The 22,631-nt window shown below is 40.0% G+C and carries 22 protein-coding genes; all 22 read right to left on the bottom strand.

Going from position 1 to position 22,631, the window contains the following annotated elements:
• Positions 1–9: 9 nt before the first annotated feature.
• On the bottom strand, positions 10–249 hold the full coding sequence (locus IV67_RS07070) for a hypothetical protein (protein ID WP_157050312.1): 240 nt from the start codon (positions 247–249) through the stop codon (positions 10–12).
• 43 nt (positions 250–292) lie between these two features.
• Positions 293–760 (bottom strand): hypothetical protein, encoded by a 468-nt coding sequence (locus IV67_RS07065; RefSeq protein WP_162261083.1) that lies wholly within the window; start codon positions 758–760, stop codon positions 293–295.
• A gap of 122 nt (positions 761–882) precedes the next feature.
• Positions 883–1,266 carry a hypothetical protein gene (locus IV67_RS07055; protein ID WP_057788479.1) on the bottom strand — a complete coding sequence of 128 codons (384 nt, stop codon included), beginning with the start codon at positions 1,264–1,266 and terminating at the stop codon, positions 883–885.
• A complete protein-coding gene (locus IV67_RS07050) occupies positions 1,266–1,586 on the bottom strand; it encodes a competence type IV pilus major pilin ComGC (protein WP_057788477.1) in 321 nt (106 codons plus the stop codon). The genes IV67_RS07055 and IV67_RS07050 overlap by 1 nt, the downstream gene beginning before the upstream one ends.
• Positions 1,583–2,548, bottom strand: a complete 966-nt coding sequence (locus IV67_RS07045; protein ID WP_057788475.1) for a type II secretion system F family protein — start codon at positions 2,546–2,548, stop codon at positions 1,583–1,585. Before IV67_RS07045 ends, IV67_RS07050 begins: the two co-directional genes overlap by 4 nt.
• Positions 2,549–2,552: 4 nt before the next feature.
• Positions 2,553–3,395 carry an ATPase, T2SS/T4P/T4SS family gene (locus tag IV67_RS07040; RefSeq protein ID WP_057788473.1) on the bottom strand — a complete coding sequence of 281 codons (843 nt, stop codon included), beginning with the start codon at positions 3,393–3,395 and terminating at the stop codon, positions 2,553–2,555.
• A 111-nt stretch (positions 3,396–3,506) separates the two neighbouring features.
• A complete protein-coding gene (locus IV67_RS07035; protein ID WP_057788471.1) occupies positions 3,507–4,961 on the bottom strand; it encodes an NCS2 family permease in 1,455 nt (484 codons plus the stop codon).
• A gap of 239 nt (positions 4,962–5,200) precedes the next feature.
• Positions 5,201–5,923 (bottom strand): YebC/PmpR family DNA-binding transcriptional regulator, encoded by a 723-nt coding sequence (locus IV67_RS07030; RefSeq protein ID WP_057788470.1) that lies wholly within the window; start codon positions 5,921–5,923, stop codon positions 5,201–5,203.
• Between the two features lie 76 nt (positions 5,924–5,999).
• Positions 6,000–8,474: an SF1B family DNA helicase RecD2 gene (gene recD2, locus IV67_RS07025; protein ID WP_057788468.1), complete on the bottom strand. Its 2,475-nt coding sequence runs from the start codon at positions 8,472–8,474 to the stop codon at positions 6,000–6,002.
• The gene (locus IV67_RS07020) at positions 8,455–9,126 is read right to left on the bottom strand and encodes a tetratricopeptide repeat protein (protein ID WP_057788466.1); all 672 of its coding nucleotides are present in this window, start codon (positions 9,124–9,126) and stop codon (positions 8,455–8,457) included. Before IV67_RS07020 ends, recD2 begins: the two co-directional genes overlap by 20 nt.
• A 17-nt stretch (positions 9,127–9,143) precedes the next feature.
• Positions 9,144–9,806 (bottom strand): histidine phosphatase family protein, encoded by a 663-nt coding sequence (locus IV67_RS07015; RefSeq protein WP_057788463.1) that lies wholly within the window; start codon positions 9,804–9,806, stop codon positions 9,144–9,146.
• A 122-nt stretch (positions 9,807–9,928) separates the two neighbouring features.
• On the bottom strand, positions 9,929–12,724 hold the full coding sequence (gene ileS, locus IV67_RS07010; RefSeq protein WP_057788461.1) for an isoleucine--tRNA ligase: 2,796 nt from the start codon (positions 12,722–12,724) through the stop codon (positions 9,929–9,931).
• A 242-nt stretch (positions 12,725–12,966) separates the two neighbouring features.
• Positions 12,967–13,623, bottom strand: coding sequence for a DivIVA domain-containing protein (locus tag IV67_RS07005; protein ID WP_057788459.1), 657 nt, complete (start codon positions 13,621–13,623; stop codon positions 12,967–12,969).
• 15 nt (positions 13,624–13,638) lie between these two features.
• Positions 13,639–14,433 (bottom strand): YlmH family RNA-binding protein, encoded by a 795-nt coding sequence (locus tag IV67_RS07000; RefSeq protein ID WP_057788457.1) that lies wholly within the window; start codon positions 14,431–14,433, stop codon positions 13,639–13,641.
• An 8-nt stretch (positions 14,434–14,441) separates the two neighbouring features.
• Positions 14,442–14,717, bottom strand: a complete 276-nt coding sequence (locus tag IV67_RS06995) for a YggT family protein (protein ID WP_057788455.1) — start codon at positions 14,715–14,717, stop codon at positions 14,442–14,444.
• A 15-nt stretch (positions 14,718–14,732) separates the two neighbouring features.
• Positions 14,733–15,176: a cell division protein SepF gene (locus tag IV67_RS06990; protein WP_057788453.1), complete on the bottom strand. Its 444-nt coding sequence runs from the start codon at positions 15,174–15,176 to the stop codon at positions 14,733–14,735.
• Between the two features lie 10 nt (positions 15,177–15,186).
• A complete protein-coding gene (ftsZ, locus tag IV67_RS06985; RefSeq protein WP_057788451.1) occupies positions 15,187–16,428 on the bottom strand; it encodes a cell division protein FtsZ in 1,242 nt (413 codons plus the stop codon).
• A gap of 24 nt (positions 16,429–16,452) precedes the next feature.
• Entirely contained in the window at positions 16,453–17,844 is a 1,392-nt protein-coding gene (gene ftsA, locus IV67_RS06980) for a cell division protein FtsA (protein WP_057788449.1), read from the bottom strand.
• A 125-nt stretch (positions 17,845–17,969) separates the two neighbouring features.
• Positions 17,970–19,052, bottom strand: coding sequence for a cell division protein FtsQ/DivIB (locus tag IV67_RS06975; protein ID WP_057788447.1), 1,083 nt, complete (start codon positions 19,050–19,052; stop codon positions 17,970–17,972).
• 32 nt (positions 19,053–19,084) lie between these two features.
• The gene (gene murG, locus IV67_RS06970) at positions 19,085–20,182 is read right to left on the bottom strand and encodes an undecaprenyldiphospho-muramoylpentapeptide beta-N-acetylglucosaminyltransferase (protein WP_057788445.1); all 1,098 of its coding nucleotides are present in this window, start codon (positions 20,180–20,182) and stop codon (positions 19,085–19,087) included.
• Positions 20,182–21,534 (bottom strand): UDP-N-acetylmuramoyl-L-alanine--D-glutamate ligase, encoded by a 1,353-nt coding sequence (gene murD, locus IV67_RS06965; protein WP_057788443.1) that lies wholly within the window; start codon positions 21,532–21,534, stop codon positions 20,182–20,184. Before murD ends, murG begins: the two co-directional genes overlap by 1 nt.
• A gap of 103 nt (positions 21,535–21,637) precedes the next feature.
• Entirely contained in the window at positions 21,638–22,627 is a 990-nt protein-coding gene (gene mraY / locus IV67_RS06960) for a phospho-N-acetylmuramoyl-pentapeptide-transferase (protein ID WP_057788441.1), read from the bottom strand.
• Positions 22,628–22,631: the final 4 nt, after the last annotated feature.

Raw genomic sequence — 22,631 nt, 5'->3', positions numbered from 1 at the left:
AACACACGCTTAACGTCCATGAATCCAAAATTGTTGTCCATCTTTAGCTTTAATACGATAGCCATTCTTTTCTTGATGAATATCAAAACCAGCCTCTTGCCAATGCGTTTGTTGGGCTTGCAGCATCTTTTGAATCAACCCCAAAGTCTTGGATTTATTTTGCCAATACGCGCATTCTTCTTGTACTAAGCGTCGTTGGTCAACTAATTGCGTTTGCAGACGCACTCCAGCATGTGATCCAATGATCACAAAACACACAGCCAGTGGCATACAAAAGCCTTTACGCTGCCATCTATAATTGGATATACTGCTGGATTTTATTTTTATCATTAAATTTTATCCTTAATTGAAACGCATAGGCATTTATTTTTTTAAAGTCGACATCATAAACATTAAGCATCAAGACAAAATGCCCACCCATTGAACTGGTTAAAACCAACGCTTGTTGTCGTTGTTGGATAAAATACCGTTTGCCAAGATAATCTGTTAACATCCAACCAAACTCTGTTCTACCATGCACTTGACCACCTTGTAAAACATGCATAAGCGTCTGTTCCATACAGAAACCTTGGCTACGTCGACGAATTTGCTGTTGATACACTTGTAACAGGTTTAAATTTTTTATTTGACTATGTCCACAAGTTACAACAAGTTCTAAAATTACCATTGCACATAAAAATTCTGCCAATAAACTGGCTCGACGCTTAGTTGGTTGCCCATTCATCATACGCCCTAACCCATCTTTTTTTTGCACTTTCACATGTCGCCGTTGCAGTCTGTAACTGACACCACTCATAATGAATTTGTTGCACGAGCGGGCACAGCAATGTTGTTAACAACATCAAACCAAGTAAACTTTCACTCAATAAAAAGCCATGCCTTCTACCGCCAAGCATACGTGCCACCTCCTAATTGAATGACCAATTTTTTGCGTGCTTTAGTTTTAATGTTTTCAAAATAAATTGTTCCCCCATTCGTTGCCCCTGGCCTCATTTGAATCACTTTTGTTTTTTTGACATGCCAATTCACCGGCAATTTAATCCGCACGTGACCAATAAGAATACTTGTTTGCCCACCCAACACATTCATTTTTTTATTGTTTAACATTCTTGACTGGCGGACTGCTAATAAATAGTGATCAAATTCTTGATAAACATCTTGCCAAGTTCGTTGCTTGAAAACCACTGGCGTTATTGCTAAATAGGCCCCTAATAACAGACAAACCACCATAACTTCGACTAAAACGCCACCACTACGCTTTAACATTAGCTGCCTCGCTTAATTTGATTCCCTTGAATCAGAATTTTTTCGCGATTAATTTGTTCGGCTTGCGCTTTTGAAATATACCCATGTTCTAATAAATTAGGGAGCGTCACTTCATATTCAGGATATTGTCCTCGAAACAGATCGACTTGATTTTGTACATTTTGAAAAAAGGCCTGACTCTGTTTTTGTTCAGCAAATTCACGAATCCGATGAATATTAGGTAAAATTAAAATCATTAATAGACTCATAATAAAAATAGTTGTAATAACTTCAATCAATGTAAAGCCAGCTCTCTTTTTTAGTTTTTGTAACTGTTTCATGGGGTCACCTCTCCAAAATCTTGATATGTCGGTAACAAAAAATCACAATAAATCATGACAATTCCGATTGCCAAAAAAATAAACAAAATTGGCTGTAGTAACTGCAAGCAAACGAGCAGTTTTTGCTTTAACGTTTGTGCAAGGTCTTCTGATAAGATAATTAATTCATAACCAATCTTTTCTGAAGTTTGTCCATTTTGAAAAAGTGTCTGGACTTCCTTGGGGAGAATTCCCATAAATTTTAAGGCTTCTGGTAATGGCAAACCTAAGCGAAGTGCCATGATTACAGCATGATTAATGTATTGATATGACTGTTGTTTAAAATTAGATTCATTGACGTTAAAAAATTGAATAATATCCGTTATCTTTAAACCTGCCTGCAATAAGCAGCCCATTTGAAAGCATAATTGCGCCTGTATGCTCAAACGCCATAACGCGCCGACATAGGGTAAACGAATCAACCAATGCATTTTATGCAAGTAGGCACAGACATAAATGCCCCCAATACCTAACCCTAAGGCTAGACCACCCATTCCTGCAATATACCATGCTTGAAGATTGACCTGCGGAATCTGTTGCATGAAGTATAGGGTCATCACTAACAATAGGCATCCGAGAAAAATCGGATAACTCGTTAATTGCCAAAATTTTTTCCAATACTGTATTCGCCGTCGTTCTCTTTGACCGAGCAAATTTAAAAATGCGACTTGTTGCCCATGTAATTCTACTAACAGGAGTTCTTCGATAATTGACGGATGGACAAAAGGGGCAATGCTTTGCCGCAATGACTGGCCGGCTTCCAAAGCAGTTAAAACATGACTTAAATCAGTTCGCCATTGTGGCATGCTCCGACCAATCAAATCCAATGCATGTTTTAGGTCGAAACCGTTCTCCAATAAACGTCCTAGCCGACTAAAAAACTCAGCTTGCCGTCTGCGCGGCCATCTACTTTTTTTCCACATGGATTCACCTTAAAAATTGATAGCTAAATGATAGCTGACTCGCTGTCCGTTCTTGAAAGGCAATGCCTGTAACGCCTAATTCAAAATCATCCGGACGCACTCCCAAATTCACTAGTCTCTGTTTAATTTCAGCCAAACCTAATGCATGCACAGTCGTCAAAATCAGATGACCACTTAATGCCGCTTCCACCACCACCTTTGCAGTTTGTGTGTCGCGAATTTCACCAATAACAATGACTTGCGGATGATGCCGCAATGCTAATTTTAAGAGATTTGGATACGTCATATTAGCTGCAACATTTACTTGCAGCTGTAGTACCGCTGGTTGTTCAATTTCAACTGGATCTTCAATAGATAAAATTGACCGTTTGACTAAAAAGCGATCAATAAGATATGCCATGGTTGTTGATTTCCCAGCCCCCATGGCACCACCAATAATCATCAAGCCCGCCCGATTAACCAATCCGAGGCCAAAATTCTCAAGCGCCGAATTTTGTTGCATGTGCCGCTCTAGTCCATTTAAAGGATAAATAATTCGGATCACTAATGATTCAGCGCCTTTAAAATCACCAACTGTCGATGTTCTTAAGTGTAATATTTGCTTATTGCATGTCACACACCAATGTCCAGCTTGTGGTCGCCGTGATTCAGCCAAATCTAAATGGCTTTGATATTTAACATAACGAATGAGCGCTGCACCAGATTCAAGATCTAACGCGTCCATTAACTCATAACCAAGCGGACTCATAATTGCCAATGTCATATGGGTTTCTGATATTTTAAAGTAGATATCAGTTGCTTGTTTTCTCACCGCCTTTCGCAAAATTCCGTCAAAATAATGTTGCATACCATGCCCTCCTTCATTTAGCTCGTAAGTAAAGACGACTGATATTCAAAAAATTACAAAAAAAAAGAACGACTGGTGATAATCCAGCGTTCTTTGTTTATTTAGCAGGGTTTAATGCAAGGCAATTGAAATAAAGTTCAACAAGAACAAAATCGTAATTACCCATAAAATCGGGCTAATTTGACTAAACTTGCCCTTAACTGATTTGATTAGCACATAGAAAATAAATCCAGCCGCGATTCCATATGAAATTGAATATGAGAAGGCCATGAAAGCAGAAGTGAAGAATGCTGGTATCGCAACTTCCAAATCATCCCAATCAATCGCCTTGAATTCATTCATCATTGAAATTCCAACAATAATCAAAATTGGAGCCGTTGCCGCAGATGGAATCACACCAACCAACGGAGCTGCCACAATCGATAGTAAGAATCCAGCCGCAATCACGACGGAAGTCAAACCAGTGCGTCCACCAGCTTTAATACCGGCAGTTGATTCGATAAATGTCGTTGTATTTGATGTTCCAAAAATACCAGCAAACATGGTTGCAAATGTATCGGCCACTAAGCCACGGTCCATCTTTGATTTAAATCCCTTACCTTCATAAAATTCTTTTTGATCAGCTTTTGAGAAGATGCCTGTTGTCATCCCAGTTCCGATAAAGGTTCCAATCGCATCAAACAAACCAGACAAGCCCATTGAGAAAACGGTTAGAATCACAACTAAAATACTCTTTGGGGTCGTAAACATTGACCACAAACCATCTTTTCCAAGTGCTTGACCAAAGATGTCACCAAAATCATGGAATGTTGCACTAAATGATCCTAATGCGTCAATATGTGTGTTTGTTACGCCCATTGGAATTCCAATCAGGGTGGTCACAATCACTGAAATTAAGAACGCACCCGGAACATTAGAAACAACCAATAACACTAAGACAATAAAGCCAATCAACGCCAACAATACTGGTGCTGATTGAAAAGTACTTACAGCAGGTGTCACACCGCCATTTGCCATCATTGATTCAATTGACTTAACACCTGCACCTGGTGTGTAGGGTTGATTATTAATTGAAATAATATTTGAAGGATCAATAATAAAATCCAAAAATCCAGCATTTTTAAGCCCAATATAGGCGATGAACAAACCAATTCCAGCCGCAATCGCATGCTTCAATTGTTCTGGAATCGCCTTAACAATTAATGAACGGACTTTGGTCAAGGTGATAACAACATCAACTAATCCAACTAAGAAAACCATCCCCAAGGCTTGTTTCCACGTATAACCAAGACCAAAAACAATTGTATAAGTAAACATGGCTTGCATCCCAATTGAGGGTGCCAACGCATAGGGTAAATTAGCGAATAGCCCAATAATTAACGTCCCGGTTACAGCCGTCAAAATAGTGGCTAAGAACACACCTTGGCTTGGCATTCCCGTCAATGACAACACAGCCGGATTTAAAAAGATAATATAGGCCATCGCCACAAAAGTTGTTAACCCAGCAACCACTTCCGTTTTGACTGTCGTATTGTTTTCCGACAACTTAAAAAAACGTTCTAACATAAAAATTTCCTTCTCCCATGTGACCAGCAAGCTACGTATTTCACATCAAACGGTCCCATGGGCAAGAAAAAAACGACATAGAAAAAAACTATGTCGTTACTGAATTTCTTGGCACGGATAAAGTCTGTGGCAAAACACGTTAACGACTCATCAAATATATAATGTATTCATCAAGCCTAAACGTTTTAGACAAAAAGGTCAATAAAAAAATGCGATTTATTCAAATCGCATTTTTCTCATTATTCAGCAGTTGTGTAAACTGCAGAAACATCATCGTTATCTTCTAATTCGTCAACCAAATTAGCCAATGTTTCTTGCTTATCTTCTGGTACGGCAACTGGATTTTGAGCAATCATTGTCACTTCAGCAGTTTCAAAGTCATAACCCTTTTCTTCCAATGCAGCACGGACATCCTTAAAGATCTTTGGATCCGTGTAGATTTCAAATTGATCATCAAAAGTCTTCATGTCATCAGCACCAGCTTCGATGATGTCTTCAAACAATTGGTCTTCATCAATTTCTGTATCTTCATCACGTGTAATTTCCAAGTAACCCTTACGGTCAAATTGGAATGACACTGAACCTGATGTACCAAGCTCTCCACCAAAGTGCTTAAAGCTTGCACGAACAGATGAAGCAGTACGGTTTGTGTTATCAGTCAATGTTTCAACCAATACCGCAACACCAGCTGGTCCATATCCTTCATAAGTTAATTCTTGATAGTTGGCACCATCAGCACCAGAAGCCTTATCAAGCGCACGTTGGATATTTTCTTTAGGCATGTTGGCAGCTTTTGCCTTATCCATTACTAAACGTAAAGAGGCGTTTGAATCTGGATCAGCACCACCTTCTTTAGCAACCGTATATAAGTCACGTGACAACTTTTGGAAAATCTTACCACGCTTGGCATCTTGGGCATTCTTACGCCCTTGAATATTATGCCATTTACTGTGTCCTGACATGTCAAAAACCCCTTTTCATTAATCTATGCATTTAATTTTTGGCAATCATACCAAATTACACATTTGTGCATTAATTTTAACGCTGAAAATCCATTGGTGTCAAGCCTTCCATCCCAATGTTTGGGTCGATTACATGATTATCAATCAAATCAACCGTTAGAATGGTCGTTTGGGGCGTTGATTCCGCCTTTTTTTGAATAATCTGTTCCTGCTTGACGTTTGTTGTTGGTGCGACAGTTTCACTTGTTTGGGCCGTTTTCGTTGCTTGCTTTCGCCCTTGTTTCTGCTGACGCTGTGCTAAACGTGCTTGCAAGGTCGTATGGCGCATAATACCTTCGGTTTGTGCCGCTTGGTTGAATGCACTGGTTTCGCCAAGTAACACCAACGACTCACTTGCACGCGTTAATCCGGTATACAATAAATTACGTTGTAACATCCGTGAAAATGGCCGGACCATGGGCATAATCACCAGTTTATATTCTGATCCTTGTGCCTTATGAATAGTAGTTGCATAGGCTAGTGTTAATTGATTTAGGTCTTGGCGGGTGTAATCAACATCCCCAGTATCAAATTCAACACTTACTAAATCTTTTTTATCAGCATTATCTTTATCCTTCGCTGATAAAATCGTCTTAATATAGCCAATGTCACCATTAAACACATTATTTTCGGGATCATTCGCCGTTTGCATAACTTTATCCCCGACGCGTAAAACATAAGCATGATCACCCATTTTAAGGGCAATTTCGCGTTTTTTTGCACTCGCTGGATTAAATATATTCTGAGCAATTTGATTCAGATTATTAACGCCAGCCGGCGTTTTATACATAGGTGATAGAATTTGCATATCTGCGACTGAAAAGCCACGATCACGCCATGAACTTGCAATCTTATCAATCAATTTAGGGACTTGCGGCGCACTCGCATTAAAGAATGAACGATCAGTTTTTTGTTCCATAAAATCTGCTGGCAAGACACCTTGCTTCACAGATTGTGCTAATTCAATAATCGTTGAGCCTTTCCCCTGACGGTAAATCACTTCCAATTCGCGATAGTTTAATAAACCACTCGCTAAAATATCGTAAAATACGCGTCCTGGCCCAACTGATGGTAATTGATCTTTGTCACCAACTAAAATCAATTGCATCCCCATGGGGACAGCAGACAACAATAGGGCAAACAATTCCGTATCAACCATCGACATCTCATCAATAATCAGAATTTTGCCCTCTAATGCTTCAATATCTAAATCATCGGCTGCTTCACGTCCTGTAATCCCTAACAAACGATGAATCGTTGAGGCTGGTCGCCCCGTTGCTTCAGAAAGGCGTTTCGCTGCACGTCCAGTAGGCGCGGCTAATAAGATGCTGGCATCAATCGCATCCTGCTTTTGACCATCACTTTGTTCCAATAGCTGAAAAGTCTTCACGATACCGTTTAAAATCGTTGTTTTTCCAGTTCCCGGTCCACCCGTTAAAATAAACAAATTACTGGTTAAGGCCGAAATAATCGCGTCCTGTTGATTTTCATCATAACTAAAATCATTTTGCTTTTCGACGGATCCTAATTTCTTGACAACCGCATTGCGTTCAAAATGCGCGGTCTTAAGTTCAGTCAAACGCGTTAACTTATCAGCAATGGCACATTCTGCATCATAGACATTTTTCAGATACAAATGGTCACCTTCGGCAATCACCGCACCATCGTTCGTTAACACTAATAATGCATCTTGAATCAAGTCCATCGGAATCGGCGTTGCTTGATTATCCTCTAACATCTGCTGTGTACGTTGTAAGAGTTGATCCACCAAAATATACGTATCACCTGAGTCAAAAGTTGCCATATTAATCGTTGCCAACACAGCTGCCGCAATTCGTCGATTGTCATCCAACTCAATGCCTTGTTGAGCTGCAATCGCATCAACTTTTTTAAAGGTGACACCATTAATATCCGCAACTAATTGATATGGATTGTCTTTTAAAATCGACATGGTCTTAGCTTGATACTTTTCGTAAATTTCATTAGCCAAAGTAGCACTAAAGCCATACTGATTCAAAGCCATGATCGTTCGCTCGACGCCATCAGCTTCTTGGAGTCGTTTCAACAGTGTTTTTTTGACACGATCAGATAAATCAATTTCAGCTAATGCAGACGCATCATCCAAAATTTTATCAATCGCATCATTTCCAAGCTCTTCAACAATTTTGGTCGCACTTGCTTTACCAACACCTGGAAAACGGTCACCAGACAAGTATTCAATAACGCCTTTCTTGGAAGTGACCGCTTGACGTTGATAGTTTTCAGCGAGAAATTGTTCGCCATAACGCGCATGAGTCGTGATTCGACCTGTAAATTCATAATTTGAGCCAATTTGAATATCACCAAAATTTCCTGTAACGGTAATCACATCATCGTCAAAATCAAAATTAGCTTCATCAATCTGGACGGCCAAAACTTTGTAAAAAGAATCTTGCGCCGCAAATACGATATTCTCTACTGCGCCCAATAAAGTTGGCTTATCTTGTTCTAAATTATTTGCTTGCACTTGCATCGTTTGCTTCACCACCCGTCATCACATTGAGCAAGTCATCAAGTTGTTGCGCTTGCGCCTGATACTTATCAGCGTCAATTCTTTTGGCCTGCTGTAACCAGTGATTATCTGTTACCTGTTCGGACATAGCAAGCATTCCCCGTCCAAAATTAGCCGAAAAGCTATTTTTATCCAGGTCTAAAGCCTGATCAAAGGCCTTTTTAGCGTCTGAAAATTGACCTAATGCGAGCCATATTTGTCCTAATAAAATAAATGCGTCAGTATCAGTTGCATCTTGTTCTGTCCCCGTCAAGGCAAATACTAAAGCTTGATGATACTTTTTTTGTGCATACCAATCTTGGGCTTGCATCATGGTTGCATCATGTTTTAGAGGGGCTAAATCAACTTGCTGAAAATATTTTTGTGCTTGTTCATAGCTACCTGCATTGTAGTAATTTGAACCAATCGCATAATTTAAATAAGCAACAGCTTCAGTATTTTTTGCAAATAAGCCCAAACTTTTTAATCCAAGTTCTTCGGCTTGAATATAGTTTCCAGTAATTGACAACATTGATACTAAATCAGCATAAGCTTGCCAATCTTTTGGATGTTGTTCAATTTTAGCCACTAATGCTTTAATTTTTGCTTGTTCCTGATTCTGTTGCGCTACCATTATTTCCTCTTTTCAACTTACACCATATTCGTTTCATCTGGTGCTTCTTCAAGATAACTCGTATCATTTCGAATCACTTCCTGATAATGAATACCATCATCGGTCGTTAGAATCGATGTACTTGTATTTCCTAATCCACCACGTAAACGGATATCAGCTAATGGAATTCCTAATAAGGCCCCCATTCCTGCTGTCAATGACATGCCATGACTGAAGAACATTAAATTAACGCCTTCGCCACCATATTCTGCAACGGCACGATCCACATCAGCGACAAAGCGTGCTTGAACCGCTTCAAATGATTCTGATCCATCAACCTGTCTTGCATCAAAAAGTTCAGGATGGTGACGATAAGCATCATGCATATCAGGATAGCTTGCTTTAACATCATTAAAGCGCATCCCTTCCCACACCCCCATGCCAAATTCCTTTAGCCCAGCTAATGGCGTTAGTGGAATATCTTGATTCATAGCTTCAATTGTTGCTTCTGCTGTATCATAGGCCCGCTTAATGGGACTGGCAAATGCATGCGTAAATGAAATGTCTTCTAAATATTGTGCCAATAGTTTGATTTGATCATATGATTCTGGCAGTAGCGGTGAATCCCCATTGGCTCCTTGAAAACGACCTTCTTGGTTCCATTCAGTCTTACCGTGTCGGATAAAATATAATGTTGTCATTAGTATTAGTACTCCATTTTCTAGTCTAGTATCTCTTATTATAAGCGTTATTTAATAAAAGCTCAGCCTTTTTATAAAAAAAACGCTTAACTTTTCAGTTAAACGTTTCGTTTTTCGTGCAATTAGTCTGCTAAACCTTCAGTTAGTGCTTCTGGATAGTTTTCACGTACGATTTCGGCTTCATGCGCTGAAAGCATAGGGAAATCAGGATCAGCACCCAAATCTAAGTGATACATACGGTCACGCGGTGAAACTTCACCAGCCGCATGTTCGACTAAGATACGGTAACCATCAAATTCATTTGCATCACCAGCTTCAGCAACTGTTGCCAAGTGTAATTGAGAAACCATCAAAAGAACACGAATATCTTGTCCCAGACTGTCAATCAATGCTTGTTGTGCTTCAGTCAAATAAAGTGTGATTGCAGCTTCAGATGGCTTTCCAATCAACTTATCATCACGTGCCACTTCAAGCGCTTTATTAACCGCGTCACGAACACCCATGAATTGTTGCCAACGGGCTAGCAAATCAGTTACATCGCCCAAATCCTCAACAACTGGCATTTCTGTCAAATAAGCAAAATCACCCGCTTCATTTGGCAAATAATCAAAAATTTCTTCAGCTGTATGTGGCAAGATTGGCAAGATTAACTTATCTAAGTCGACCAAAATCTTATAAAGCACTGTTTGTAATGAACGACGTGCATGTCCATTTGGTGCTTCAACATACAAAATGTCCTTGGCAAAATCAAGGTAAAAGGCTGACAAGTCCACATTAATGAAATTAATCAATAACTTATAAACTGTTTGGAAATCATATGCGTCATAAGCAGCCTTCAAATTAGCGACAAGCTGGTTAAAGTTGGCATAGAAATATTGATCAACCGGTGTTAAGTCAGCGTAAGCAACCGTATTCTCAGCTGGCACAAAGTCTGATGTATTTGAAAGCAAATAACGCATTGTGTTACGAATCTTACGGTAAACATCTGATGTCTTGCTCAAAATATCTTCAGATACACGCACATCACCTGACGTGTCAACAGAGGCAACCCACAAACGGATAATTTCAGCCCCCATCTTCTTTGTAATATCATTTGGTGAAACGGTATTACCAATTGACTTTGACATCTTATCGCCATTACCATCCAAGGTAAATCCTTGTGAAATAACACGACGATATGGTGCTTCATCATGAATTGCCACAGAAGTGATTAATGATGAATTGAACCAACCACGGTATTGGTCAGAACCTTCTAGAACAACATCTTCAGGGAATGACAATTCTGGACGTTGTGCCATAACGGCTGTATGTGATGAACCAGAATCAAACCAAACATCCATGATGTCAGTCTCTTTTGTAAAGTGACCATTTGGTGAATGTTCATTTGTATAGCCAGCTGGTAGCAAGTCTTCAGCTTCCTTTTCAAACCAAATATCACTACCATGATCAGCAACTAAGTCGGCAACATGATCGATGATTGCTTTATCAACAATTTCAGTGCCATCTTCGGCATAGAAAATTGGCAATGGCACACCCCAAACACGTTGACGTGAAATGACCCAATCACCACGATCGCGAATCATATTTGCTAAGCGCTTGTGTCCCCATTCAGGTTGGAATTCAACATTATCCAAGCTGTCCAAAATTTCTTGACGAATTGGTTCAATTGAAGCAAACCATTGCGGTACGGCACGGAAAATTACCGGCTTCTTCGTACGCCAATCAAATGGATAGCTGTGAGTAATTTCTTGAGCCTTGATTAAAGCATTGTTTTCTTCAAGCTTACGAAGTGAAACTTCATTTGCGTCTTCATAAAAGACACCTTCAAAATCAGGACCAGCTTCTTCAGTCATGTAACCACGGTCATCAACATTCATCAAAATTGGCAAATCATACGCTTGACCAATGGCAAAGTCATCTTCACCAAAACCAGGCGCCGTATGCACAAGACCCGTTCCAGCATCAGCTGTAACGTGCTCACCTTCAATGACGAGAATATCGCGATCCATATATGGATGTTGCGCTGTAATCCGGTCTAATTCACTTCCTTGGACCGTTTTAACAATTTCATAGTCTTCGCCCCAACCATATTCTTTGGCTGCAGTGCCCAACAGTGCATCTGCAACAACAAATTTACGATCTGAGCCAGCTGGCAAAACCACATCATACTTAAAGTTTGGATTAACTGCAATGGCTTCAGAAGCTGGAATTGTCCAAGGGGTTGTTGTCCAGACAATAAAGTAAGTATCGTTATCTAAAACATCGTGTCCATCTTTGACTTGCTCAGCAAATGAAACAGAAGTTGATGTCACATCATGATATTCAATTTCAGCCATCGCCAAAGCTGATTCAGATGACCATGACCAAAATACAGGCTTCTTACCACGATAAATTAAGCCACGATCGGCCATTTTACCGAATACACGAACTTGTTCAGCTTCGTACTCAGGTTGCTTGGTGATATAAGGATGATCCCAATCGCCTGAAATTCCCAAACGCTTGAAGTCAGCCATTTGTGTTTTCACTTGCTTATCAGCAAATTCAGCTGCCATTTTACGCCATTTAACAGGTCCAGCTTGCTTACGATCCTTACCGGCCTTCGTTAATTGTTGTTCAATGGGTAGTCCGTGTGTATCCCAACCAGGAACAAATGGTGCATAAAAGCCATTCATTGACTTGTAACGAACGATAATATCCTTTGAAATCTTATTCATCGCATGTCCAATGTGGATATTTCCGTTGGCGTATGGAGGCCCATCATGCAACATAAATGATGGCTTTCCCTCATTTAACTTTTGACGTTGCTCATAGACTTTATTTTCAAACCAAACATTTTCGCGTTCAGCTTCCTTTTGCGGCAAATTTCCACGCATGGGAAACTTTGTTTTACCCAAATTAAGGGTTTCCTTCATCTTCATAGCTGACTCCTTTCAAATAAAAAAGTCCCAGACTGAATAATATTCAGTCCGGGACGTTATTAGTAACGTGGTACCACCCGTTTTTGCAATTAAAAAAATTGCCTCAACAGTTATATTTCAAATTTTTACTTACTGATAAGTATTTTGCGTCACTATTCTAGACTTTCACCAGACTCTAGATCGCTTGATAGAATACAAAAAACCGTTTGATTAAGTAACTTTAATAAGATAATAACCGAAAATTAATCTTTATTCAAGAAATTATCGTTATTTTCTTGTAAATCAGGCATCACAACAACTGTTTCAGTTTGTGCCACTGGTTCTTCAGGGGCAACTGGCGTTTCAGCAACTGGTTGTTGAACTGGTGCTTGGTTTTGTTGTGCCGCAACACGTAAATCAGTAGCATGTTGGAACTCATCCCAACCTTCAGTGTTCATCAAATCAATTTGTGCATTCAATAAACCAGAAATACGTTGCTTGAAGGCTGTCATTTCTTTGGCCATTGCATCATGATGCGTAACTAAATCATCATTCTTACGTTGGCTTTCAGAAAGCAAGTTGTTCGCTTTGGCATTGGCTTCCATCACAATTTTTTGCGCTTCAGTTTCAGCCTGTTGCAATGTTGCTTCAGCTTCAGCTTCTGTTTGCTTCTTCAAACGGTCAGCCGCTTCTTGTGCAATCAAAATTGAAGAGTTAACTGATTGCTTCATCTCTTCAACTTGCGTTGCATTTGAGTCTGCTTCCAATAGCTTTGTACGCAAAGCTTGGTTTTCTTGCATTAAGTTATCATAATCAACTGCAACTTGATCCAAAAATCCAGTAACTTCCGTCTTTTCAAACCACTTATTTGAACGAGTTGTAAATTGTTTTGAATGAATTTCTTGTGGTGTAACTGCCATTGCTAGCACTCCTATCTATTTTACTAATTTTGAAATTGATAATTTATGTTTTGACTTACGAGTTAACCCGTTATCAGCCAATATATGTAAACGACCATATCCACGAACTGAGATTAAGTCACCGCTTGCAACTTCAATATCTGGATGATTTTGTGGCGCCCAGTTCAAACGAACTAAACCATTTTCAACCAAATCTTTAGCAATACTTCGTGAAAGGCTGTAACTCCCAGCTATCACAGTATCCAGTCTAGCAGAACTCACCAATACATCAAGTGTTTCCCACTGAATATTTGGTGAAATTGCCTGACTAGGCGTAATCACATTAAATTGTACGGGGGCTTTGCCCAATCTTTCAATATGCGTTTGAATAAATTCGGCAACAACTGAAGTCGTCGCCACCTGCCAAATTCCCTGATCATCAGTCACAATATCGCCGACCCGATCACGTTCAATCCCATTATGCATCAAACTACCCAATAAAGTCCGATGATGTAACTCAATAAACTTACTTGGATACTTAACAGCTAACAAGACTAAATCAAAATCTTGCATCGTTAATTGACTTGTATCTATATAATCGGGACACACGGCCACGCGTTGCATCTCAGCAGTTTCAAAAATACCATTCTCTGATAGTGTAAGCGCTTGTTCTCGATTCACTAAACTCTCCAAAATGAAGCGTTCTCGCGGATTAAGAAAAGGTGTCACAATCAAACGATATTCAGCTAAACTTTGATTAATCCAATCCTGACATTGTTGCACAAAGTTAAGTTCACTTGGTCTAAAATGTTGTGCAATATCCGAATTCATCAATTACCTCACATCAGTGCATACGTTAAAAATGTTAGCCCGCGCTGCGCAAGATTTAATAAAATCAAAGCCACGATTGCACTAAAGTCAATCATTCCTAGTGGTGGCACAATGCGTTGAATTGGTCCAACCACGATATTAGCTAAGCGAGCGATAAAATGCCCAACTTGACTATCACGTAGTCCTGGGAACCAACTCATTAAGGCCCAAATTACAATTATCCATTGAAATGCAATTAAGACAATGCTCAAAATGTAAATAATCATCGCTAGGATTTGATTCATATATCTGCCTCCAAATTAGTTTCCAAATTGTTGACTGACATTTTGTGAAACAGATCCTGAAATCTCAAAATTATGTGGTGTGGCAACAAAAATTTGATCGCCCACACGCTCAACGTCCCCATCAACTGCAAAAGTTGCCCCTGCAATATAGTCTAAGACACGTAATTGGTTCCGTTCATCAATCGAACTAAAGTTCACAATTACAGCTTCACCTTGCAAAATTTGCGTTGCAATTGTTTGCGCATCCGCATAAGTGCGAGGTTCATATAATGCAATCTTAGCTGCTGAGTTACGTTTACCATCAATCTTTAAGACATTTGAACGTTGCGCTGCAGGTTGTCCTTTACGCTCTTCTTGAACGGGTTGCTCTGCTTGTGCCGCATTAGCCGTTCCGTCTTCGGCAGTTTCTTCATAATAATCATCAACGCCGAAAAAATCTTTAAATTTGTTAAATGCCATTCTGTATCACCTACTTTTCGTCACGTTTATTCCAACTAAAGAATGCTGGACGATCAATTTCTTCCTCACTCGCAGTTGGTTGTTGACTGGCTTGTGGTGCTGTTGTTTCTTGTGAAGGCGGTACTTGTGCCCCTGGTGTTGGTTGTGTCGTTTGACTGGCATTTGCCATATTCCAGTTTGCAAATGGATCAGCTGGTTGTGCAGGTGCTTGTTGTTGTTGTGGCTGAGCCGCATTTGCATTATCAAAAGGGCTTGCTGCATTTGCACCCAAATTGATTTCTGGACGAGGTGTTGGTGCCTTATCAATACCAGTTGCAATCGCTGTTACCAAAAGCTCACCATCCATATCTTCATCAATTGTTGTACCGAAGATAATGTCCACATCAGTGCCAGCAGCTTGCGCAATTGTTTCTGAAGCTTCTTGAGCTTCAAACAATGACATATCTGCACCACCTTTGATTGAAAGCAACACATTTGATGCGCCTTCAATCTTTGCTTCCAACAATGGTGAAGCAATTGCCTTGCGGGTTGCTTCAGCCGCACGGTTTTCACCAGACGCAGCACCAATTCCCATCAAAGCAGTTCCTTGGCCAACCATGGCTGTCTTAACGTCAGCAAAGTCCAAGTTAATAATTCCAGGCTTGGTAATCAAATCTGAAATACCTGAGACACCTTGCAATAACACATCATCAACCATCTTAAAGGCGTCCATAATTGGGGCCTTCTTATCAACAATTTGTAGCAAGTTGTTATTTGAAATAACGATTAATGTGTCAACGTTTTCCTTCAAATTAGCAAGTCCTTCAGCTGCTGACTTACCACGACGAGGTCCTTCAAAAGAGAAAGGTCGTGTAACCACACCAATTGTCAAAGCGCCTGAATCGCGCGCAATTTTTGCAACAACGGGTGCAGCACCAGTTCCAGTTCCACCACCCATTCCGGCAGTAACAAAGACCATATCAGCCCCTGCAAGTGCTTCAGAAATTTCTTGTTCACTTTCCTTAGCGGCAGCTTCACCAACTTCAGGGCGAGCACCAGCCCCAAGTCCACGCGTTGCTTTTGATCCGATTTGAATCTTCACTTCAGCTGCTGAACGCTCCAACGCTTGTGCGTCAGTGTTGGCAACAATAAAATCAACGCCTTCAACGCCTTCGTTTACCATGCGGTTAACGGCATTTCCACCACCGCCACCAACACCGATTACTTTAATTGTTGCACCATATTCTTGATTTGTATCCATTTGGAAATCCATTTTGAGCTCCTTGTTATTGATTATCTAGTCAAAGAATTCACGGAAGAAATCACCAATTGGAGATTTCTTTGCGTTTGCCTGACGGTTCTTGTTTGATTCCTCTGTGTCATCGATGTCATTTTCATCTTCATCGACTTCTACCACCGGTTCAACTGGTGTTGACTTTGCAGCTGGCATAGGCATTGCTTTTTCACTTCGCTGTGCGACGCGTTCGACAGATTGCACTACTGGCATACCCTTACTTTGCTGTAATGGCAATCCATATAATGCTTGTTTTGTTATCAATTGAATGGGTAGTTGTTGCGCTGCATATTGTACAATCGCCCACGCATTCGCAAACCCTGGATGATGTAAACCAATGTCATCTGGCGCAAAACGTTTCGTCGCCAGACCTAATTTATTCGTCACCGCATTTGGGATACCTTCCATTGCTGAAGTCCCACCGACAACCGTAATACCACCTGGCATCTCAAGTGCACTCACCATTGACAGCTTTTCACCAAGTTTATCTAAAATTTGATCAACACGAGCCTCAATAATTTGTGCTAAATAGTTTTCAGAAATTTCTTCAGGTGCTGTTTTTCCAACTTTTTGAATCATCAACTTATCATCATTATTAGCCAAATCAGTCAAAGCAATTCCTGAATCAAGTTTAAGCATTTCTGCGTCATAACCACCGATTGACAAAACAGTACTAATGTCCCGTGAAATATTATCTCCACCGGCTGGGAATGATGAAATAAACTTAAGCTGATTATCTTTGACGACTGTTGCCGTACTTTGTCCGGCTCCCATATCTAATAAAATGCTACCAAACTCTTGTTCAGCTTCAGATAAGACCGTCTTACTAGTAGCCAAAGGTGTCAACACGCAATCACGTAAGTTAAGACCCGCTTTTTCAATCGCCATTTTTAGATTACCCAAAACATTTTTGGGTGCCGTATAAGCGATTCCAGACATGGCTAGCCGCATCCCAACCATATCATTTGGATCTTGAATACCATCAAAGTCATCAACCACAAAATCAACCGGAATTAAATCAACAACTTCCCGGTCTACACTTGTTTGTCCTTTCAAGGCTTCTTGCACAACAGCGTTCACATCACGATAAGAAATATGTTGTGAATCTTCAACTGTAATTTGTCCATTTACATGCGTAATTTGAATGCCTTCAGCTGGCAATGACACAATCACATCCGTCACTGTCTGTCCAGCTTGTTCATTCACTTGTGCTAAAGTTTGTCGAATATCATTTGCAGCTGCATCAATATCCACAACGACGCCTTTTTTAACACCATGTGATACGGAACGTCCCACTCCAACAATATTTGATTGTTGGTTTCGAACATCTGCGGCCAATGCTTTAATAGTATTGGTTCCGATATCCAAACCAACGATTAGTCCATGATTGGCCATATTTCTTCCTCCTTTGACTGATTTTAAAGTCATTTAAATAACATTTTCCTTAAAAGAATACCATACTTTAGCGGTATTCTTCTACTTTTCACAGTAAATTATTTAATTTTTTCATAAATTCTAGCTTAAAATGCTTGCTGATAACCATATGCCCCGACTTGAAGGTCAATTATCGTCTTCTTATCATCTTTTGAATCTTGTGAATTTTTAAATTGTGTCGCAATTGATGGATAATATTGCATTTTATTATCAATATCACTGGCACTAATCACCACTTGATTCCCATCATTCATTGAAAGCAGTAAACGATCATCATTCATATCGGTTGGTGACCAGACGACATCGGAAATTGAACGACGAATCGGACCATTTAATTTACCAATTCGTTTGGCAGTTGCATTCAGAGTCTTACGATCTTTTGGAAAATTATTATAGACGGCGTAACTATCGCTTGGCCGTTGGTCAAAACTTTCGTTGACAACCTGACCATCTTGTAAGAGGGCCTGATAACCTTCTTTGGTTTTGATATAACCAACCTTAGGATTTTCTTTGACTGTCACAATCACAGTCATCGGATTTTTAAGCTTTAACGTAAGCCCTGAAATTTGGGCGTTGTTTTTCTGAGCTGTCTTATCAAAATGATTACGTTCTTCAACAGTTAGAAAAGTTGATTGATACTTGTTAAGTCCTGCAGCTGATAATACCTGCGCTTTAGTTAAATCATCATTCCCTTTTATTTCGTAATTTTGAACTTGGGCCCAAGGTGAGCAGAGCCAGCCCACGAAAACTGCAACGATTGTTAAGGCAATAATCACAAACACGCCCTGTTTTTGTTGCGCCGTTAATGGGGACCTTGGTTCAATCCAATTTGCTTCATCAAGCGTCTCGTCATCATCAATTTCTGGTAATTGTTCATCAAGAACCTCATCAACGACTTGGAGTGGATCATCACTCTCTTGTGACGAGTCATCAAGGACATCATCACCTGCTTGCGATGAATCATGCTCTTCTTCACTTTGCCAACGGGCAATTGACCGTTGTATTAAGTTTCGTATACGCATCCCAACAGGTTGCGCTTGCTTTTCAGGTTGTTCTTTCTCCTTACTTACAGGGACACGATCTGTGGTTGCTGTTTCTGCGTCAATCAGTTGATTCAAATGTTGTTGGATATCTGTCGTTGATTGATTTTTTTCATCATCAGTTGCCATTTATATGTATCCCTCCTTTCAGTCAAATGAACTTATCCTAAGACACGTTCAATCAATTTAATAAATTCATCAGCTGCATCTGGAACCCCTAATGCTTTTGAATTATCAGCCATTGAGCGACGCAAATTATCATCACTCATAATCTGATCAATCGCCGTAAATAAGCTGGCACCAGTCAGTTCTTTTTCCGTCACCATATCAGCAGCGTTGGCATCAACTAAGCTTTGTGCATTTTTAGTTTGATGGTCATTTGTCACATAAGGGCTTGGAATCAAAACCATTGGTTTACCCAACGCCGTTTGTTCAGCAATACTGGTTGCCCCTGCACGTCCAACGACTAAGTCCACCTTAGGCATCAGTTGTGGCATATTACTAATATAAGGCACAACGGCAACATTTTGTGCTGGCGTTATATTTTTTTCTTTAAGTGCGCTTTGAACTTCGTCAAAACGTTTTTGTCCAGTTGCAAAGATAACTTGGTAATCAACCATATTTAATTTCTCAATGGCATCAACCATGGCTGTATTCAACTTCAATGCACCTTGGGATCCACCAAAAATCAAAACAGTTGGCTTTTGCCCATCTAGACCTAAACTGCTCCAATCAAAATCGCCTTTTCCTTGGACAACCTCTTGTGCACGCGGATTCCCAACAATTTCAGCTTGTCCAGCCTTAAAGGCACTAACAGCATCTGGAAAGGCAACCCCGACTTTATCTGCTTTACGTGCTAAGAATTTATTCGTTACCCCAACAACTGAGTTCTGCTCATGAATGACCGTTGGAATATGCAATAATTGCGCTGCATATAAAACAGGTCCTGAGACATAACCACCCGTTCCGACGACAATATCAGGTTTAAATTCTTTTAACATTTTACGGGCCTTACTTGTACCTGTTAAGAACAAATAGACTGTTTTAAAGTTATTCAACGAAATTGAACGATCAAAGCCTTGAATTTCAATGGCTTTAAAATCTAAACCAGCCTTAGGCACAATATCTTTTTCTAAACCACGTTCCCCACCAATATAAAGGACTTGGGTATCAGGCTCTAATTCTTTCAGGCGATTAACTGTCGCTAACGCTGGGTAAATATGTCCACCCGTTCCACCACCAGATACAACAATTCTCATTAGTTTACCTCATTTCTCCGAGTTGCTGCGTAATCTTGTACAGCTTGTATATATAAGTCTCCACGTGTTTCAAAATTAGGATATTGATCCCATGAAGCTGCCGCAGGTGATAATAGAATCAAGTCACCTGGTGCACTTTTTTCAAAGGCAAGTGGTACCGCAGTTGTCACATTTTCTGTTTTTTCAACGGGAATTTCAGCCGCCTGCGCTAATGCTACTAACTTTTCAGCTGTTTCTCCAAAAACAATCATCTGCTTCACATGTGGCTTGACGGCATTTAATAGTCGCATTTCATCATCACCACGATCCAACCCACCGGCCAACAAAATAGTTGGCTGCGTAAACCCACTTAAAGCGCTCTCCGTTGCCTCAATATCAGTAGCTTTTGAATCATTATAAACAAGTCGATCTAAATAGGTGCCAACTTTTTGTAAACGATGCTTAACTCCTGTAAATTCGTGCAAAGCTTGTTGCATGTCAGCGGTTGGAACACCTTGGATATGCCCAACAGCAATCGCAATCAATGCATTCTCAATATTGTGGTCACCAGCGACGCCTAAATCACTTGCCGGCATAATTGCCTCATCTTGGAAATAAAGCCAACCATCCTTTTGATAAGCCCCCGTTTCAGTGTAGGCTTCACGCGAAAATGGCACAATTTGCGCATGACTCTGCTCACTTAATGCTCGCCACTCAGCTCGGTCAAAATTCATAACCAAATAATCAGAAGCGTTTTGGTTACGTGTAATGTTCATTTTAGCGGCAATGTAATTTTCACGAGATCCATGATAATCCAAATGTGACGCATAGATATTTGTCACAACGCTAATTTTAGGTTTTAATTCAGGCACACCCATTAATTGAAAGGATGATAATTCTGTTAACAAAGTATCTGTTGGTCGAACACTTTGCGCAATTTCGCTCACTGGTGTACCAATGTTACCAGCAACCCGCACATCATGTGCTGGTGTACATTGCGTCCGTAAGACAGCGGCAATCATTTCAGTTGCCGTCGTTTTACCATTTGAACCCGTCACTGCAATCCAATCACCCGAAATATATTTTTGAGCAAGCGCTACTTCCACGACAATTGGAATTTGCTTTTTAATTGCTGCTTGTAAGATGGGAATTTGATAAGGAATGCCAGGATTCTTAACAATTCGATCGACACCATCAAGCAAAGTTTCATCTTGTTGTTGTGTAAACACAACGCCTTGTTGTTCAAAATTTTCTATGGTCTCGTCAGAAAAATCAAGTTTGGGATCAGAAACAATCACCTCACTCCCCTCATCTAACAAAAGTTTTGTAGCTGCTGCACCTGATCGGGCAAAACCAATTACCAACGTTCGCATGTTTGCTTCCTTTCCTACATTTCCAAGATAAATTTACCAACTATGTGCTTAAAACTCTAAAAAATTATGTATGTAAGGAGCTCATCCCTTACTAAGCTAAAAACTAAAAGAACATAAAGTAAAGTAATGTTCCAACTAATGTGATGCCCCAAAAGAGTGCATCAACCTGCCATTCATTCCATGGGTGGTCAACGTTTCCAGTCAATCCACCTTTTTCAACACTATGATGAATTGGTGTAATTAAGAAAATTCGCTTCCCAGTTAAACGGTATGAACTCACTTGAATCATGACTGATAGTGTATCAATCACAAAGACAATTCCAATTAATAGCAATGACCACTCTTTATGCAAAACAATTGCATTCATGGCTAATCCTGCACCCAGTGCCAATGAACCTGTATCACCCATGAAAATTGATGCTGGATAATGATTAAAGACCAAAAATCCTAGTAAAGCACCAACCATCAACGCATTAACAAGGACAACCCCCATGTTATTTTGTTGTAGCGCAATAAATAGATAGGCTGAGTAGGCAATAATCGCTGATCCAGTTGCTAAACCGTCAAGTCCATCCGTCAAGTTAACTGCATTTGACCAACCGACTAACCAAACAATCACGAAAACTGCATATAATACCGTACTGTGAATTGCTGGCAATCCAAATGGTAAGGCCAGACTAAAGTTAAAATCACTCATACGTAAAATAATCACACCTAGAATTGCTGCGAAAATTTCAATACTCAATTTAGGCAAAAAGCGGAAACCTTCGTCTCGATTATTGAAGATTTTAATGCTGTCATCAAAACCACCAACTATTGCATACAATAGAATAGCTAATAAAACGACAATCGCTGTAACATTTATCCCATTTAAAAATGGTGCCAATATCACATACCCAAGAATAACAATTGCAATAAAACCAGCCCCACCCATCGTTGGCGTTCCGGCTTTAGCTGCGTGATTTGGATCATGTTCACCACTTCGCATCACAAGTTGTTCTACTTTTTTGGCTCTAAACCAAGCTGTCAATCGTGGAATAACAATTAGGGCTGCTACTAACCCAACAAGCATTCCCACTACCAAATTAAACATTGTC

Origin of the sequence: Weissella minor (assembly GCF_001437425.1) — a bacterium.
Taxonomy (GTDB): domain Bacteria; phylum Bacillota; class Bacilli; order Lactobacillales; family Lactobacillaceae; genus Weissella; species Weissella minor.
The sequence above is the reverse complement of the archived record's forward strand: the minus strand, read 5'-3'. Positions and strand labels throughout refer to the sequence as shown.

What these genes read in the sequence shown, in the direction of transcription:
- IV67_RS07055 (WP_057788479.1), bottom strand. Translation starts at nt 1,266, where the DNA reads ATGTTAAAGCGTAGTGGTGGCGTTTTAGTCGAAGTTATGGTGGTTTGT.
- IV67_RS07050 (WP_057788477.1), bottom strand. Translation starts at nt 1,586, where the DNA reads ATGAAACAGTTACAAAAACTAAAAAAGAGAGCTGGCTTTACATTGATT.
- IV67_RS07045 (WP_057788475.1), bottom strand. Translation starts at nt 2,548, where the DNA reads ATGTGGAAAAAAAGTAGATGGCCGCGCAGACGGCAAGCTGAGTTTTTT.
- IV67_RS07040 (WP_057788473.1), bottom strand. Translation starts at nt 3,395, where the DNA reads ATGCAACATTATTTTGACGGAATTTTGCGAAAGGCGGTGAGAAAACAA.
- IV67_RS07035 (WP_057788471.1), bottom strand. Translation starts at nt 4,961, where the DNA reads ATGTTAGAACGTTTTTTTAAGTTGTCGGAAAACAATACGACAGTCAAA.
- IV67_RS07030 (WP_057788470.1), bottom strand. Translation starts at nt 5,923, where the DNA reads ATGTCAGGACACAGTAAATGGCATAATATTCAAGGGCGTAAGAATGCC.
- recD2 (WP_057788468.1), bottom strand. Translation starts at nt 8,474, where the DNA reads ATGCAAGTGCAAGCAAATAATTTAGAACAAGATAAGCCAACTTTATTG.
- IV67_RS07020 (WP_057788466.1), bottom strand. Translation starts at nt 9,126, where the DNA reads ATGGTAGCGCAACAGAATCAGGAACAAGCAAAAATTAAAGCATTAGTG.
- IV67_RS07015 (WP_057788463.1), bottom strand. Translation starts at nt 9,806, where the DNA reads ATGACAACATTATATTTTATCCGACACGGTAAGACTGAATGGAACCAA.
- ileS (WP_057788461.1), bottom strand. Translation starts at nt 12,724, where the DNA reads ATGAAGATGAAGGAAACCCTTAATTTGGGTAAAACAAAGTTTCCCATG.
- IV67_RS07005 (WP_057788459.1), bottom strand. Translation starts at nt 13,623, where the DNA reads ATGGCAGTTACACCACAAGAAATTCATTCAAAACAATTTACAACTCGT.
- IV67_RS07000 (WP_057788457.1), bottom strand. Translation starts at nt 14,433, where the DNA reads ATGAATTCGGATATTGCACAACATTTTAGACCAAGTGAACTTAACTTT.
- IV67_RS06995 (WP_057788455.1), bottom strand. Translation starts at nt 14,717, where the DNA reads ATGAATCAAATCCTAGCGATGATTATTTACATTTTGAGCATTGTCTTA.
- IV67_RS06990 (WP_057788453.1), bottom strand. Translation starts at nt 15,176, where the DNA reads ATGGCATTTAACAAATTTAAAGATTTTTTCGGCGTTGATGATTATTAT.
- ftsZ (WP_057788451.1), bottom strand. Translation starts at nt 16,428, where the DNA reads ATGGATTTCCAAATGGATACAAATCAAGAATATGGTGCAACAATTAAA.
- ftsA (WP_057788449.1), bottom strand. Translation starts at nt 17,844, where the DNA reads ATGGCCAATCATGGACTAATCGTTGGTTTGGATATCGGAACCAATACT.
- IV67_RS06975 (WP_057788447.1), bottom strand. Translation starts at nt 19,052, where the DNA reads ATGGCAACTGATGATGAAAAAAATCAATCAACGACAGATATCCAACAA.
- murG (WP_057788445.1), bottom strand. Translation starts at nt 20,182, where the DNA reads ATGAGAATTGTTGTATCTGGTGGTGGAACGGGTGGACATATTTACCCA.
- murD (WP_057788443.1), bottom strand. Translation starts at nt 21,534, where the DNA reads ATGCGAACGTTGGTAATTGGTTTTGCCCGATCAGGTGCAGCAGCTACA.
- mraY (WP_057788441.1), bottom strand. Translation starts at nt 22,627, where the DNA reads ATGTTTAATTTGGTAGTGGGAATGCTTGTTGGGTTAGTAGCAGCCCTA.